Origin of the sequence: Thermosynechococcus vestitus BP-1, assembly GCF_000011345.1 — a bacterium.
GTDB lineage: Bacteria > Cyanobacteriota > Cyanobacteriia > Thermosynechococcales > Thermosynechococcaceae > Thermosynechococcus > Thermosynechococcus vestitus.
Window position 1 is genome coordinate 1,313,175 of the sequence record NC_004113.1, and the last position, 15,416, is coordinate 1,328,590.

General features: G+C 53.3%; 14 protein-coding genes. 7 read left to right on the top strand and 7 right to left on the bottom strand.

The annotated features are described in order from the left end of the window. Positions 1–105 precede the first annotated feature (105 nt). The 3 genes from TLL_RS06390 to TLL_RS06400 all read left to right on the top strand — a co-directional run bounded on the left by TLL_RS06390 (position 106) and on the right by TLL_RS06400 (position 2,369). The gene (locus tag TLL_RS06390; protein ID WP_011057105.1) at positions 106–1,365 is read left to right on the top strand and encodes a DHH family phosphoesterase; all 1,260 of its coding nucleotides are present in this window, start codon (positions 106–108) and stop codon (positions 1,363–1,365) included. 34 nt (positions 1,366–1,399) lie between these two features. Further along, the gene (sixA, locus tag TLL_RS06395) at positions 1,400–1,918 is read left to right on the top strand and encodes a phosphohistidine phosphatase SixA (protein WP_011057106.1); all 519 of its coding nucleotides are present in this window, start codon (positions 1,400–1,402) and stop codon (positions 1,916–1,918) included. Positions 1,919–1,994: 76 nt separating this feature from the next. Beyond that, on the top strand, positions 1,995–2,369 hold the full coding sequence (locus TLL_RS06400; protein WP_011057107.1) for a hypothetical protein: 375 nt from the start codon (positions 1,995–1,997) through the stop codon (positions 2,367–2,369). On the opposite strand, the gene TLL_RS06405 is transcribed toward TLL_RS06400, so the two are convergent. Together TLL_RS06405 and TLL_RS06410 are read right to left on the bottom strand one after the other, a co-directional pair. After that, positions 2,338–2,754 carry a nuclear transport factor 2 family protein gene (locus TLL_RS06405; protein ID WP_011057108.1) on the bottom strand — a complete coding sequence of 139 codons (417 nt, stop codon included), beginning with the start codon at positions 2,752–2,754 and terminating at the stop codon, positions 2,338–2,340. The two genes, TLL_RS06400 and TLL_RS06405, sit on opposite strands and share 32 nt — an antisense overlap. A 77-nt stretch (positions 2,755–2,831) precedes the next feature. Then, positions 2,832–3,329: an orange carotenoid protein N-terminal domain-containing protein gene (locus tag TLL_RS06410; protein WP_011057109.1), complete on the bottom strand. Its 498-nt coding sequence runs from the start codon at positions 3,327–3,329 to the stop codon at positions 2,832–2,834. A gap of 271 nt (positions 3,330–3,600) precedes the next feature. Between TLL_RS06410 and TLL_RS06415 the strand changes: the two genes are divergently transcribed. From TLL_RS06415 to TLL_RS06425, 3 genes are read left to right on the top strand one after another with little or no spacing between them, the layout of a single operon-like run. Further along, positions 3,601–4,695 carry a hypothetical protein gene (locus TLL_RS06415; protein WP_011057110.1) on the top strand — a complete coding sequence of 365 codons (1,095 nt, stop codon included), beginning with the start codon at positions 3,601–3,603 and terminating at the stop codon, positions 4,693–4,695. A gap of 2 nt (positions 4,696–4,697) precedes the next feature. Next, the gene (locus tag TLL_RS06420) at positions 4,698–6,572 is read left to right on the top strand and encodes a tetratricopeptide repeat protein (protein ID WP_011057111.1); all 1,875 of its coding nucleotides are present in this window, start codon (positions 4,698–4,700) and stop codon (positions 6,570–6,572) included. Then, positions 6,556–7,482: a 5'-nucleotidase gene (locus tag TLL_RS06425; protein WP_164920843.1), complete on the top strand. Its 927-nt coding sequence runs from the start codon at positions 6,556–6,558 to the stop codon at positions 7,480–7,482. Before TLL_RS06420 ends, TLL_RS06425 begins: the two co-directional genes overlap by 17 nt. Before the next feature lie 263 nt (positions 7,483–7,745). On the opposite strand, the gene rpiA is transcribed toward TLL_RS06425, so the two are convergent. Beyond that, the gene (gene rpiA, locus TLL_RS06430; RefSeq protein ID WP_011057113.1) at positions 7,746–8,456 is read right to left on the bottom strand and encodes a ribose-5-phosphate isomerase RpiA; all 711 of its coding nucleotides are present in this window, start codon (positions 8,454–8,456) and stop codon (positions 7,746–7,748) included. 159 nt (positions 8,457–8,615) lie between these two features. Here rpiA and TLL_RS06435 point away from each other — a divergent pair, with 159 nt between their 5' ends. Further along, on the top strand, positions 8,616–10,274 hold the full coding sequence (locus tag TLL_RS06435) for an alpha/beta hydrolase (protein WP_011057114.1): 1,659 nt from the start codon (positions 8,616–8,618) through the stop codon (positions 10,272–10,274). On the opposite strand, the gene pgsA is transcribed toward TLL_RS06435, so the two are convergent. The 4 genes from pgsA to TLL_RS06455 all read right to left on the bottom strand — a co-directional run bounded on the left by pgsA (position 10,259) and on the right by TLL_RS06455 (position 15,381). Beyond that, the gene (gene pgsA / locus TLL_RS06440; RefSeq protein WP_011057115.1) at positions 10,259–10,765 is read right to left on the bottom strand and encodes a CDP-diacylglycerol--glycerol-3-phosphate 3-phosphatidyltransferase; all 507 of its coding nucleotides are present in this window, start codon (positions 10,763–10,765) and stop codon (positions 10,259–10,261) included. The genes TLL_RS06435 and pgsA overlap by 16 nt on opposite strands. A gap of 78 nt (positions 10,766–10,843) precedes the next feature. After that, positions 10,844–11,887: a class II fructose-bisphosphatase gene (gene glpX / locus TLL_RS06445; RefSeq protein WP_011057116.1), complete on the bottom strand. Its 1,044-nt coding sequence runs from the start codon at positions 11,885–11,887 to the stop codon at positions 10,844–10,846. A 172-nt stretch (positions 11,888–12,059) separates the two neighbouring features. Next, entirely contained in the window at positions 12,060–14,294 is a 2,235-nt protein-coding gene (locus tag TLL_RS06450; RefSeq protein ID WP_164920844.1) for a glycoside hydrolase, read from the bottom strand. A gap of 277 nt (positions 14,295–14,571) precedes the next feature. Continuing rightward, complete coding sequence (locus TLL_RS06455) at positions 14,572–15,381, bottom strand: fumarylacetoacetate hydrolase family protein (RefSeq protein ID WP_011057118.1); 810 nt, start codon at positions 15,379–15,381, stop codon at positions 14,572–14,574. Positions 15,382–15,416 lie beyond the last annotated feature (35 nt).

Below are 15,416 nucleotides of genomic sequence, written 5' to 3' on the forward strand. Positions count from 1 at the left end.
ATATTTGCCAAGATCGAAATAGAGTCGTTGATGGTATGGTGACGGCAATGATCTTCTGGGGGTTTCCCATTGGGTTCAACCCTGTTATCCAACGCTGAAACAACTATGCAATCTCCCTATCCGCTTGAAGTCAGTGACCCCGCTGCCAGTGACCTCGGTTCCACCCATTCTGAACTGAATGGTAACGCACTGGTCAAATCGGAGACGAGCAGAACAGAGTTGGTGAAGGCGGAAGTTCGCCTCAGTGACCCCCGTGCCGAAGCACTGCGGCAAATGCTAGAACGCCATCGTGGGACGCGTCACTTGATTATTCTCCAAGATTTTCCTGACCCTGATGCCCTCTCTTCGGCATGGACCTATAAGCTGATTGCTGAGCAATTTGAGATTCAGTGCGATATTGCCTACGCCGGCGCCCTCAGCCATCAGGAGAATATTACCCTCGTGCGGCTGACGGGGATGCCCCTTGTCCGCTGGGCAGTGCAGGGAGCTAAAAATAAAGATCAGCGGGACTGTAGCTGCTACCAAGGCTATGTCCTCATTGACAACCAAGGGACCACCAGTCAATTGCTACCAATGGTGCAGGAGGCCGGGCTGCCAGCGATCGCCATCATTGATCACCACAGTCTCCAAGAAACGATTCAAGCCGAGTTTACAGATATTCGGCCAACGACCCGCGCCACCGCCACCATCTTTACCCAATACCTGCAAGCAGGGCTCCTCACTCTCGACAGTAGCAACCCGGTCCATGTGAAATGTGCCACGGCTCTGATGCATGGCCTGCGCTCCGACACCGATTGCCTCAAACAAGCCAAAGAAGAGGACTTTCTTGCAGCCGCCTTTCTGAGTCGCTTCATTGACTATCAACTGCTGAACACCATTTTGCAGTCCCACCGCTCGAAGCAGGTGATGGATGTCATCGAGCGATCGCTGAAAAACCGCTCTATTCACAACAATTTCTCCATTTCTGGTGTGGGCTACATCCGCTACGAAGACCGCGATGCCATTCCCCAAGCAGCAGATTTTCTGGTGACCGAAGAGAACGTCCACACTGCCGTTGTCTATGGCCTTGTCCACGACGAAGATGAAGAGGTGGAACTGATTATTGGCTCGCTGCGCACAACAAAAATTACCCTTGACCCCGATGAGTTTATCAAAGAGGCCTTTGGTAAGGATAGTCAAGGGCGCTTCTTTGGTGGGGGTCGCTCCCAAGCCGGCGGTTTTGAAATTCCCGTGGGCTTTTTGTCGGGGCTCAATGAGAATCCAGAATACGCTAAACTCAAGTGGAGCGTTTACGATACACAGATTAAGCAGAAGCTCCTCCACCTCGTCAATCCGAAGAACAATGTCCTCCACGGTACGGAGTGAGGCACTGCTGGCGGTAGTCAACTTTTAGGTCTTTATGACGGAGCTAACAGTCTTTTTTTTCCGCCACGGAATTGCGGTCGAACGGGAGACGTTTGCAGGTAGTGAGAGCGATCGCCCCCTAACGGCCAAAGGCGAAAAGAAAACCCAGCAGATTGCGCAGCGGTTACTCAATTTAGGCATTGAGGCAGAACTCATTCTCGCCTCCCCACTGGTGCGGGCACGGCAAACGGCAGAAATTCTCCTTGAAGTGGGGATTGCTCCCGAGCTGATCATTTCTGACCTGCTAGCTCCCAGTGGCAGCTTGCAAGAATGGCTCCGTTGGCTCAGCCACTGGCGTCAAGAACATGAGGGCGCCCTAATGGCGGTGGGTCATGAACCCAATCTCAGCCACTGGACAGAACTTCTCATCTGTGGCAAAGCCTTGGGACACATCGAACTCAAAAAGGCAGGCATCATTGGCTTAAAGATTCCGGAAACTGATCCCCTTGGTAATAGTCAACTCTTTTGGCTGACGTCTCCCAAGTTGTTGCTCAATAGCCGTGGCCTTGCCTGACCACAAGCGTCTATCCTCTCCCATGACTTTCCCTAAAGCGACAAAATAGAAATACAGTCTGCCAAAGGATGGAATCGTGAATTCTGAGTCGCCAATTACGGAACATTTACCCCCAGAGGTTCGCAGTTGGCTGTATGCCTATCAGCAGGAGCATCAACTGGCTAGTCCTGAGGCGGCAATTGTTGACATTGTTTGCAAATTTTATACCCAACCGAATCATTTGTCTGAACGGGTGGCGAATCTAGAGCGACGGGTCAATGCCCTTAGCCGTGAAGTGATTCATCTGCGCCAACAACTGCCCGAGAACTACGATCGCCTGCGGGAACAGTTGGCAGCGGTACGCCTGAGTCATTCTGGCATTCTTCACAATTTGCGCGATCGCCTAGAGGCCTTAGAGTCCGCGGTGTTTTCCGGCGGCCCTAGCGCTGCTGACGCAGAGGCTGATAGTTGAGGAGTTCCTCCAAGGTTGCTAGCAAATCCACTTTCACAAAGGTGATCTGATTCCCAGGGTTGAGGCCAAATTGCCAAGCGACATTGACCCTAAAGAGGGGAAGTTGAGCGTTACCCACGAGGCGGTAGCGACGTTCTGTGCCTTCTGTGGTCAGGAGTTCTCCTGTGCGGGGTTCTGCTCGCATACCCACGGCTTCCAGGTGGAGATAATGGGCGATCGCCCGCCGGCCAATGACGGGCTCTTCAAAGGGTGGATAGAGAACGCCCTCCTCAGCAAACAGGCCCGCCACATCCTCGTAGCGTTCATCATTGAGGGCAGCAAAATAGGCAATCAGCGTCGGTTCGTCAATGGTGGGAATGGGGCTCCCTTGAACAAGATGAGTCATTTTGGCAGTTCCTCAGGGGTTTGAATCGAGAAAAAAAGGGAGCGAGTTGCTCCCTTGCGTCACCCATGGCATCTCAACTAGACGGCAAGGGGATCCACACCCATGGCGACCACTGCATTCCGCAGGACGGTAATCTGTTGACCAAAGTCAAGGGCTTTGATGGCCTCAAACACGCGATTAGCATCGCGGCTAAGGGTATAACCGGGGGGCACAGGTACCACAAACCCCTGTTTCATCAGTTCTGCCAGTTGGTACCAGAAGCCGAGCTTGGTGTTGGGGCTAAAGACACCGTAGGCACGGGTAAGAGGGGTGTCCACATTGGCCACCAAGTCACGCATGAATTGGAGTTGCTCATCAAAACTGAGGGCTTTGACCTGATTAAGCAGCCCTTCCGCCAGCTGTAGGCGAGCGGTACCGGGGGCGGCGGCTGTAATTGAACGACCCGTTTCAGTGTAGATGAACCACAGCAGTCCTAGTTTGTCATCCACGCTCAGGCAGTTGAACAGAGTGGTGACCTCTTCAACGGCTGTGGCTAGTGTTGAGGGAGTGAAACGAGTATCGCTGGTGTAGGTCATATGCTTCAGAGATGTTGAACGTCTAGCGTGTTGCTATGTTTATCTCTGCCTCCTAGTCAATATTGTGTTACATATCTTCATAAAAATCAACACAAGTTTATAAATACCATCAATTAATCTATCTTATGCTTTATTTGAATAGAATAGAGTAAATCTATTATAGACACGCCCCTCTGGTGTTCCTATCTAGACAAGGAAAAAGATTCTGAGGACACCAATAGAGCGTTTTTACAAATGTTAAGATTGCATCGGTTTTGGCAAGAACAATCCTGTGGCTCGACCGACGCTCTACGTGGCAATCACCAATCATGGCTTTGGTCATGTGGCGCGGACAACGGCGCTCCTGAATGCCATTCGCCGCCAAGTGCCTGATCTCTTGCCCCTGATTGTGACGGCAGCTCCCTATTGGTTGTTGCAGACTAACCTGGAGGGGGAGTTTATTCATCGTCCCCGGGCCCTTGATCTGGGGGTTGTCCAAGCCGACAGTCTGCACATGGATTTGGCGGCAACCCGTGGCAAGCTCTTGGAACTTCAGGCGGCAGCCGCTGAGATCATCCGCGCCGAGGCAGAGTTTATTCAGCAAAATCGGGCAGCCTTAGTTCTAGCGGATATTCCCCCTTTAGCCGTGGCGATCGCCCATGCAGCCGGGGTGCCCTGTTGGATGGCCAGTAATTTTGGCTGGGATTTTATCTATCGCTCCTTTGGCGATGACTTTGTTGAGATTGCGGATTGGGTAAGTGATCTTTATAGCGGCTGCGATCGCCTCTTTCAACTGCCCTTTGCTGAACCCCTCAATGCCTTTCCCCACAAAGAAGCGGTGGGCCTGACGGGAGCCAAACCCCGTTTTGAACCAGAGGAGTTGCGGCAGCGCCTTGGCCTGAGTACCCCCCGCGAGCGCACGGTTCTGTTGACCTTTGGTGGTTTGAGCCTGCAAGCCATTCCCTACAAAGCACTCAGGGACTTTCCTGATTGGCAGTTCCTCACCTTTGATGGGGCTGCACCGGAGGATATGCCAAACCTACTGAAGCTCTGTGGCCGTCAACTGCGCCCGGTGGATGTGATGCCCCTCTGTGGTCGGGTTGTATCCAAGCCCGGCTATGGCACCTATGCCGAGGCCTGCCGCTTAGGGGTACCGGTGGCAACGATTCGTCGTGATGATTTTGCGGAAGGCCCCCTTTTGGTAGCCGGATTACGGGCACATCACTACCATCAAGTCCTCAGCTATGAAGAATTTTTTGGTGGTTATTGGCAGTTTTTGCGAATGGAACCGCAGCCGCCCCAAGACCCCACCCCCTTAGATCTCAACGGGAATTCTACAATCGCCACCGCTGTTGCCTATTATTTGAATAACTGCTCATCACAATAGCCGTGGGTATCTTTGGGTGGCGGACAGCCTCGCTACTAAAAAAGGCTTGGCAACTGTATCAACAACAGCACTGGAGCAAAGCACAGCAGTGTGCACGACAAGTTATTGAACAAACGCCGCAGCCAGAGGCCTACTATCTATTGGGGTTAATTGCTGAACAACTGGCACGGCCCCTTGAGGCCCGCACAGCCTACGAGCAGGCGATCGCCCTTGATCCCTGGCATGCGCCCTCCCATTATCGCCTGGCGGTCGTTCTCCATGCGCTGCTGCAGCAACCGGCGGCGGCTGTACCCCACTACCAACGTGCCCTTGAAGTCAAGCCGGACTGGGTGGAGGCCCATAGCAACTTAGGAAATGCCTATCTGGACTTGGGGGACACTGAGGGAGCGATCGCCTGCTACCAAAAGGCCCTCTCCTTAAATCCCGACTTGCCCACGACGCTGTATAACTTGGGACTTTGTCTGCACGCCCAAGGCAAACTCACAGAAGCCACTGCCTGCTATGAGCAGTCACTGTACCTTGAACCGGGTCAAGCGGATGTCCACAACAATCTGGGCAGTGCCTATTTAGAACTGAAAAACTATACAGCCGCTACGGTACACTTTCAAGCTGCCCTAGGTGCCAATCCTGAACTCTTGGTCGCCCACTACAACCTGGGCTATGCCCTCCATTTACAGGGCAACCTGGCAGCCGCTCGCGATCGCTACCAAGAAGTACTGTTGCGGGATAACAAGCATCTCCGGACACTGTTGCAACTGGGTCAAATTTGCCTTGCGGAAGAAGACCTGACAGGGGCGATCGGTTACTACCAACGCTGTCTTAGTCTTGACCCCCTCAATAGTGCAGCCCAAGCAGGGTTGGCCACAGCCCTTTTGGAAAGCGGCGATCCCCAAGCTGCCCTCCCCTACCTTCGCCAAGCGGTTGCCCTTAACCCTGAGGCAGAGGACGTACGGCTGAAGTTTGCCCTTGTTCTCCTGATGCTGGAACAGTTCCGCGAGGGATGGCAGGAATATGAATGGCGTTGGCAGCAACCTACTGGCGGATTACGCAACTATCCGCAACCCCGCTGGCAAGGTCAATCCCTAAAGGGGAAAACCCTCTTTGTCTATAGTGAGCAGGGGTTCAGAGATTGCATTCAATTTGTGCGCCTCCTGCCCTTGATGGCCAAGCATGCCCAACGGATCATTTTTGAGGCTTATCCACCCTTGGTGCGTCTTTGTCAAACGCTGCCGGGGATTGAAGTAATGAGCACTGAGGAGACTCCTCCCCCCTTTGACTACCACACCCCCCTGCTGAGTCTGCCCCGCTACTTGGGCATTGATCAAGACCACTTTCCCAAGTTCAAGCCCTATTTCCCCTTGCCCACCCGCCCACCCCACCCCCTCTTTAAGGTCTCTAAACCTCGGGTTGGGCTGGTTTGGGCCAGCCATAGTCAAACCCGTACCACAGTGCAGCGGTCTTGTCCCCTTGAGTATTTCCTACCCCTACTGCAAGAATTTGACGTGCAATGGTATAGCCTGCAAAAGGAGCGATCGCCAACGGAGGCAGAACAACTACGGCAGGTGGGGGTAATTGACTGCCAGCCCTACATGGGGGATTTTCTGGATACGGCGCTTTTGATTCAGCAGTTGGATGCTGTGGTGACGATTGACACCGCCGTTGCCCACTTAGCGGGTGCCCTCGGAAAGCCCCTGTGGATCCTGCTGCCCTTTGTGGCGGATTGGCGGTGGTTCTGGCGGCGATCGCGATCGCCTTGGTATCCCTCGGCAGAGCTTATTCGGCAGCCCCAGCGGGGCGATTGGCCAGGGGCGATCGCTCAACTGCGCAGTGCCCTGCAAGCCCACTATCGGACACGCTGCAATGGGATACCCAATTGAAAAAAAACTAGTGATTGCGGTGGCGTCCAGTGCCCTCTTTGATTTGGGGGAGGCGGATGAGGTCTTTCGCAATGAGGGTACCGAAAAGTACCGCCAATTTCAGCGAGAAAGGAAATATGATGTCTTGCCGAAGGGGGTCGCGTTTCCTTTTATCCGCCGCTTTTTGAATCTCAACCGTGCCTATCCAGAACAGGAGCCAGTGGAGGTGGTGCTCCTTTCCAGAAACGATCCCGATACGGGTCAGCGGGTCTTCTATTCAATTCAGCACTACGGCCTCAACATTACCCGCGCCGCATTTTTGGGCGGCAAATCTCCCCATCCCTACATTCCTGCCTTTAATGTGTCTCTGTTTCTTTCGGCAAATGCAACGGATGTGCAGCAGGCGATCGAGGCTGGTTATCCCGCAGGCATGGTCATTCCCTCCACCATTACCGATCACGAAGAGGATGCCGAGTTGCGCATTGCCTTTGACTTTGATGGCGTGCTGGCGGATGATGAGGCCGAAGCGGTCTTTCGCCAAGGGGATCTCGAGCAATTTCAAGCCCATGAACTGCAAAAGGCGGATATTCCCCACAATCCAGGCCCCTTGAGTGATCTTTTTAAGAAACTGGCAGCCTTTCAACAGTTAGAAATGGCGAAAGAGCAGCAGGATGCAAATTACCAGCGGCTATTACGGATTGCGATTGTAACGGCACGCAACATCCTTGCCAGTGAGCGGGTGGTGACCACCCTCAACAGTTGGGGGGTCATGCCCGATGAAACCTTTTTCCTAGGGGGTATGGAGAAAGTGCGGATTCTTCGGCAACTCAAGCCGCACATTTTCTTCGACGATCAACTGACGCACCTGGAATCGGCAGCAGGAGACATTCCCTCGGTCCATGTGCCCTTTGGTGTGCGCAATGATGGCTAGACCTGAGGCTCCTCTAACCGCAATATCTCGCTGGCGATCGTCCCATTCCCACTCACCTTTTGCGCTGATGTGGTCTATATAAAATTCCCTCAAGTCTGATGTTGGCCTTCAATCCTTTGGAGTCTCCCGATGTATAAGCGATTTTGACTATTGGTCGTGTAGTTTCACTGCCCTCAAAAGGAATCACGCGCAACAGGGGGTTGCAATCCACTCAAGGAGACGCCATCCTCAAGATACCCTTGCTTGCCTGCGGGAAAGTAGAACTAGTGGAAAATTTCCCGAACCTGGGGTTGACCATCCACAATTTCCCCAACGAGAATTACGTCGGCGACGTTGACAAAGAGCCCATTTTCGACAACGCCGGGAATGTTGTTAATTGCTTTCTCCAGTTCGGCGGGGTCAGGAATATCATCAAATCTGACATCCAGGACGAAGTTGCCTTGGTCAGTCACCACTGGGCCATCTTTTTTCACGCCCATGCGCAGTTCGGGCTCACCCCCCAGCGCTTTCAGGGCACGAGTCACCGGCGCCACGGCAAAGGGTAAGACCTCCACAGGTACAGGGAAGGTGGAGCCCAATTTCTGCACCAGTTTGCTGCTGTCTACCACCACCAAGAACTGCTCGGCTAGGGAATCAACAATTTTTTCACGGGTATGGGCAGCCCCACCCCCTTTGATCAGGTTTTTGGCGGGGTCCACTTCATCAGCACCATCAATGGCAATGTCTAGTTTCTCCACATCATCGAGGGTCACCAAGGGAATGCCGTACTTTTTAGCAAGGACAGAGGCTTGAAATGAGGTGGGTACACCGACAATATTGCTCAGTTCGCCCTTGCGCAGGCGATCGCCCAAAAACTGAATAACAAAGGCCGTTGTGGAGCCAGTGCCCAAGCCCACCACCATTCCTGATTGCACGCGATCGGCAGCAGCTTTGGCAACGACCTGCTTCATTTGCTTCACTGCATCATCACTCATGGGCGCATTCCTTCATTTTTCCCAAAAGCACAATACCACAGCGGCAGCCCTTTTCAGAGAGTCGGAACTTGCCACTCCAGCTGCCAGTCCTTGAAAATGAGTTGTAGGTAACGTTGCCAACCACGATAATGCTAATGAGTCAGTAAAGGTGTTTCAGGGATGGCGATCGCGCGCACAGGGAAAAAATGGCAGTGGTTCTCCCTCTTAGGTGTGGCTGCCGCATTTTGGGGACAGACGGGACTGGCTGCCGAGGAAATTAGCCTTATTTATCCCCCCTTCGGCACCTTCAACATTCAAGTCAGTGACCTTGCCACATTTGCCAAAACAGGTCATACCAGTCCAGAGCTAAGGTTTTTAATTCAATTGCTCCCAAGTGATCAAGGGCCCAACCTGCGGGAGAGCCTCACAACCCGCATGAACTTAGAACCCACCACCGTCAGCCAGTTTGTCAAAAGTCCCATTGGTCAAAGCTTTTTAGAGCGTATCGGCCAAGTTATTCGTGCAGATAATGATGTCAATGGTGGCCAAGCCCTTGGTGAAGCCCTGACAACCGCCGCCAGCTCTCCCTCAGGAATTACCCTCCTCTCAGTCCTACAGGCCTTTCCCGGCAAGAGTGTTAGAGTCAATGGTGAGTTGGGTCTGAAGGCCGTAGGCGCTTTTACCCGTGCAATTCATCAAGAACAACGGGCACAAGACTTTATCGAACGCTTGGCGCAACTCCAACCCAAAACGCCGCTGCCCGCCAGTGGTCTTTATCCTGACCAAAAGGGGCCCTTCCAGTGGCAAAAGCAAACAATTGCATTTACCAATCCCAATCGCACTACTGGCTCCATCCCCGCAGATCTCTATGTCCCAATAGGAATCACGGCACCTGCGCCTCTGATTATCATTTCCCATGGTTTAGCCTCAGACCGCAGGACCTTTGCCTACTTGGCAGAGCACTTGGCCAGTTATGGACTAGCGGTCTTAGCAGTCACTCACCCCGGTTCCGATGCCAGTCGGATTGGCAGTTTCCTCTCAGGGGTACCCCTCGACTACGAGAACTTGCCGAAGGACTGGGTCCAGCGTCCCCTTGATTTGAAGTTTGGGGTGGATGCCGTGGCCGCCTTGGTTCAGAAAAACCCTGCCCTGAAAATTGACACCAAGAATGTTGGTCTCTTTGGTCACTCAATGGGGGGCTTTACGGTACTGGCCGCGGCGGGGGGGACCGTTGACTGGAATGCTGTCAAGCAGCGCTGTTTAGCAGCAGCGAATGATCTTTTTATCTTTAATATCTCCGTGCCTCTGCAATGTCGTAGTCTTGGTCTTGCCGATGTGCCCTCTCCGTTGGCGGATCCACGGGTCAAATCTGTGATTGCCGTCAATCCAGTGAGTAGTCTGCTGATTGGCGAACGGGGTATGGCCAATATCAAGGTGCCTGTGCTCATTGTTTCCAGTAGCAAAGATGTCTTTGCCCCACCCCTGGAGGAGCAGATTTTGCCCTTTACATGGTTGCAGGCCGAGCCCAAGTATCTTGCCATGCTCGTTCCCGGTACCCATTTCTCGGCGCTGGGCGTCAGCGCAGCGGGAGTGTTGCCAGTACCTAATGATCTTATTGGCCCCAATCCCCAGTTGGCGCAGCCCTTTTTCAAGGGGGTGAGTGCAGCCTTCTTTGGGGTCTTTAATCAACAAAATGAGCAGTTGCGTCCCTTCTTGAGTCAAACCTTTCTTAGCCAAGTGGCGCAGCCAACCTTTCAAGTCTATTGGGTGGATCGCATGAATCCGCAGCAGTTACAGGAAGTGCTGGCGGGGCGCATTGGCGCTCAACCGCGAAGATAAAGTGCTCCAGAAATCAGCGTGAGGGCGATCGCTCCCCCATAAACAATGAGTATTCCCCCCTGCCAAGTCGGAGGTAAGGGAGCTAGCAGCAACGCCACGGCCACAATCTGGCTAACGGTTTTGGCTTTCCCCCAAAGATTCGCCCCCTGAATGTGAGATTGCTGAACCCGCCAACTGGCAATTCCTAGTTCCCGAAAGAGGATCAACGCCACTGACCATGCAGGCACCTCTCCCCACTCAATACAGAGCAAAAGCGGCACAAGAACCAGCAGCTTATCCACCAGGGGATCCAGCACTTTGCCCAAATCCGTCACCTGGTTAAAACGGCGGGCAATGTAGCCATCCAGCCAATCCGTGAGGGCCGCCACCAGAAACAGACCCACCCCCCACCAACGGTAGACCGGCCCATTATTGAAGGAAAGCAAACCTAGGATCACAGGCACGATCAACAGCCGAGCCAGGGTAATCGTGGTGGCGAGGTTCAAAGGCATGGAACTTCACAGGCTGAACTCGTGCAAAAGAACTCCCCCCCAGGGAGGGAGTCCATTATCTTTGATCGCAGTTGGTCCTTAGTACAGCTGGAGTGACTTCAACTGCTGATCGAACATGTGGATTGTATCCACAAAGCGTGCTGTCTTCGACTGCGTGGAAATAACCAGAGATTGGGTACGGGCACCTCCCTTGAAGAAACGCACCCCTTTCATGAGCATGCCGGGGGTAATGCCACAGGCAGCAAAGAGCACCGTTTCCCCAGAGGCCAATTCTTCCGCTTCATACACTTTATCGGGATCGGTGATGCCCGCTTTTTTCAGCTCTTCAAGGTTGCCTTCGCGGGTGCGATTGGCCCATTCCTTGGTCATGACCACAGCGGGATCATAGACCAGTTGCCCTTGGAAGTGGCCACCTAAGGCGCGCATGGCAGCAGCAGAAATCACCCCTTCGGGCGCAGCGCCAATTCCCATGAGGGCATGAATGTTGGTACCGGAGAAAGCACAGGCCAGAGCTGCGGAGACGTCGCCATCGGAGATCAGTTGAACGCGGGCACCCGCATCGCGGATTTCTTGAATTAAGTCATTGTGGCGATCGCGCTTCATGACCACCACCACCAATTCATCAATGGCACGGTCAAGGCATTCAGAGAGAATTTTCAGGTTTTCTGTTGCGGAGTTGCGAATATCCACTTTGCCCTTAGCAGCAGGGGGTGCTGCCAATTTCTTCATATAAAAGTCGGGAGCTGCAAATAACCCCCCTTTTTCGGAAATGGCCAGCACTGCCATCGAGCCTGGTTGACCGTAGGCGCAAAGGTTTGTCCCTTCGCAGGGGTCAACGGCAATGTCAATTTCAATGAGCTCTTCAGGGTTACAGTATTGGGCAGCATCGGGACGGGTACAAATGCCCACTTCTTCACCAATGTAGAGCATTGGGGCTTCATCCCGTTCCCCCTCACCAATGACAATGCGACCACGCATATGGATTTGATTCATGCGGTTGCGCATGGCATCGACGGCCGCCTGATCCGCCATGTTTTTGTCACCTTTGCCCATCCACCGCGCTGAGGCGATCGCCGCCTGCTCGACAACTTCAATGATCTCTAAGCCGATGACGTTATCCACACAACCCTCCTAACTGCACAAGTTGATCCCGCAGAGGTTTCCTATCTGAGCTTACAGAACTTTGGCACGCAGAAAATAATCTCTCACTGCAAATTATTTCCCGCCATGGGAGCTTGATTGCGAAGCCTCAGCACTCTCCGGTTGCTGGGGAGCAAAGGTTGCCCCTTAAGGTCTAAGGTGTGGTCAAAAAGAGCAGTTGCTCTGGGGGTAGATGATCCAAGTAATAGCCATCCTGGGCTAACACAATCAATAGATGAAGACCCGAGTCGGGATGCAGGTGCAGATCCGCCCAAGGAATCGCCACTTCTAGGCAGATGCCCAAGGCATAGCGGGCATGGGTGGGGCGCTCTTGCCACTGATAGTTGGCGATCGCCTCCTTGAAGGTCATCTGTTGGTTTTCAAAGTCAATGACCAGTTGATGGTGGTACAGGTAGTTCAGGGGCGCTTCATCGGGGTAATCTCGCAGATCAGAGAGGGGGCTATTGTACGTCACCCTGTTGGGGTAGTACCAGCAAAAATGGATGGTACTGATCTCATGGCCAAAGGGCTGTTTCTGGCTAGGGGCATCAAGCCGTAGATAGATGTTTAGGTGATCCACCCCATACCAGAGGCGATTGATCAGGGTTTGGCGGTGCATCGTCCCTCGGCTGCCACCAATTTGAATCCGGCCGGCAAAATTCCAGTCCTGCTCATCACCGCCCCCATCAATCTCAGGGTGAATAAAGCCTTGGGGCGGGTAGGTATCCTTGGCTTCGTGAACTTCTAAGGGCTCCTTGAGAACCTCAGGAATGGGCTCCCCCAAGGCTGTATAGAGCGCCATCAAATGCTCACGGAAAAGCTGATCAAACATGGCATCGTGGTTCGAGGAGTGGCCTTCACCAAACCACCAGAACCAGTCAGAGCCTTCAGCCGCCAAAAGGGCTTGCCATGCCGCTGGATTGTTTGTTTCTGTCGCTTCGGGGTGGCGTTCAAGGGTTTGGCGGGCAGCCCTTAAATAGTCCCAGGCTTTGTTTTTTACCGGATCGCCAATCCAGGTGCAGAAATTGCCATCAATCCAAGAGCCACTGTGGAGAGCAGCACCCGCAATCACTGCCCGCGGGGGATAGTGTTGCAGATACTCCGCCACAGAAACACAGGCAAAGTGCTCACTCTCACTCAGCCCTTGATAGAGCCTTTCTAAGAAGGGCAGGCCATCACGGGGATAATATTCCCAGCAGTTTTCCCCATCGAGGGCAATGGTCACCAGCCATGGCTGTTGTAAACTGGTCTGGCCGCTGTCTTCATAGGCAATGAGTTGCTGGCGAATGCCCTCAAGCTGTTTGAGTAGATCCGCTGCCGCTGCCTCAGGAGCCATGGCACTGTAGGTAAAGCCAATCAAATCCGAGAGGCGGTGATCACGAAAGACAATGTTGAGGTCCCCTTTGGCTGTGGTCAGGCGGTAGGGTTGGTAAAGAACATCGGCCTGTTGGACAACACCTGCTTCATTGCGGTGAAAATAGGTCCCTGTTGTCCAGCCCAAGATCGCTTCATCGGAGCAAATCCACTCAAATCCTTGCTCGACGATTGGTTCAAGAATCGCTGGACTCACGGATTGCTCTGACGGCCACAGTCCGCGGGGCGATCGCCCAAAGAATTGTTCATAAAGAATTCGGGCCCGCCGCAAATGTCGAGGAACATCTTCGGGATATTGGAACCGCTGTTGGGGCAAGGCAATATTAGGAACCGCCACTTTTGCGGCATCGGTATCCACCAAGAGGGGCAAAATCGGGTGGGTGTAGGGGGTGGTGGTGACTTCAATTTGACCCCTCTGTTGAAGGGCGCGATGCTGGGGGATAATTTGGCCCAGAATTTCCCGCTGTTTGGCAATAATTCGCTGGCGATCGCTCAGGCTAAAATCCCGCCCTTGGCTCAACCATTGGGCAATCTCTGGCTCCTGCCAATACAGAGGATCAAACCATGCTAAATTGTGCCAGGCCAACAAATCCCCATAATCCTGGGGCTGCCAATTTTGCCAACACCATGTTTTCCCGCGAGTTTGCCGTTGCTCGTAGAGTTCACGATAGCGGGGGTGGGGATCAATCATGGTGCGGTGGTGGGCATCAAAGAAATGCTCAATGATAAACCAGCGCTGTTGATCCGTGAGTTGCTCGACTGGGGTTAGTGTAGCTGTCAGGTAGGGATCTAGAGCTGTACCGTTGACATAGTCCTGAATTTGCAGCAACAGTGAGGGAACAAGATTGACGGTTTGCTTGAGGCGCGGATATTTGGCGAGGACGAGGATCAGGTCTAAGTAATCCTTAGTGCCGTGGAGCCGTACCCAAGGGAGCAGGTATTGACCAGTGCGACAACTTTTGTAGAGGGGTTGGTGCTGGTGCCAAATGAAGGCTACGTGCAAAGGATACGCCACAACAAACTTGCCCCCAGTATTTAGGACTCTTCCTCTAGTATTTAGTATTTCAAGTATTTCAGGGGAGTTTCTTGGATCACCACATTTGTTACGTAAAATGTCAAAAGCCGCAAAAATCTTCATCCAATCCGTTGCTAAGGGAGGGGCCAGGGCTCGCCCGCCCTTCCTCACCATTACAGAGATAGGGAAAGCTCTGAAGAACTGCCACCCTGTCTAACCGGTTTTCTAGTCGCTTGCATCTTTTGCATTGAACGTCGTGGCGTTGAGCAAGTTATTCCTAGTAGGCACGACCCAAGGAGGGTGTCCAGGGGGTTTCAGGTGTTGTGACGACTGAAAGCAGGCTGCCAATGCCTTCTATCTCGACGCGCACGCGATCGCCCACTTGTAAGGGACCAATTCCTGCGGGTGTTCCCGTCAATACCACATCCCCCGGCAGCAGCGTCATCACATAACTAATGAAACTCACCAACTTTGCGGGTGAGAAAACCATTTGATCAATCGTTGCTGATTGGACCGGTGACGCCGCCTCATTGATAAAAGTTTGCAACCGCGCATCACTGGGAACCTCTCGCACAATCCAAGGACCTAGGGGGCAAAATGTGTCAAACCCCTTAGCCCGTGTCCATTGCTGCTCCCGCTGTTGGAGATCCCGAGCAGTGACATCGTTGGCGATCGTGTAGCCCCAAATATGCTCAAGGGCTTCATTTTCAGGGCAAGCACGGGTACGGCGACCCATGATCACCGCCAATTCCCCCTCATAGTCGACGCGCTGCACTTGGGGCGGATACCAAATGGGACCGCCGGGGGCTTGAACCGTTGTCGGTGGTTTCAGAAAAATCAATGGCTCAGGGGGGACACTATCGCCCATTTCCGCAGCGTGTTTGACATAGTTGCGCCCCACAGCAACAATTTTCGAGGGGGAGCAGGGAGCCAGCAGTTGGTAGCTATCGGGACTGAGGACTTGGTGAGTGGGTTGGCCGTGGAGCCAGGGTGCTGCATCCCAAATAATCACTTCCCGATTGAGTTGCAGTGTGCCGTAATGAATTTGTCCCCCCGTGGTCTGCACCCGCACAAACCGTTCCACCATAGTGAATGAGTCCCCTTTTCCCCTTGCCAAGAATG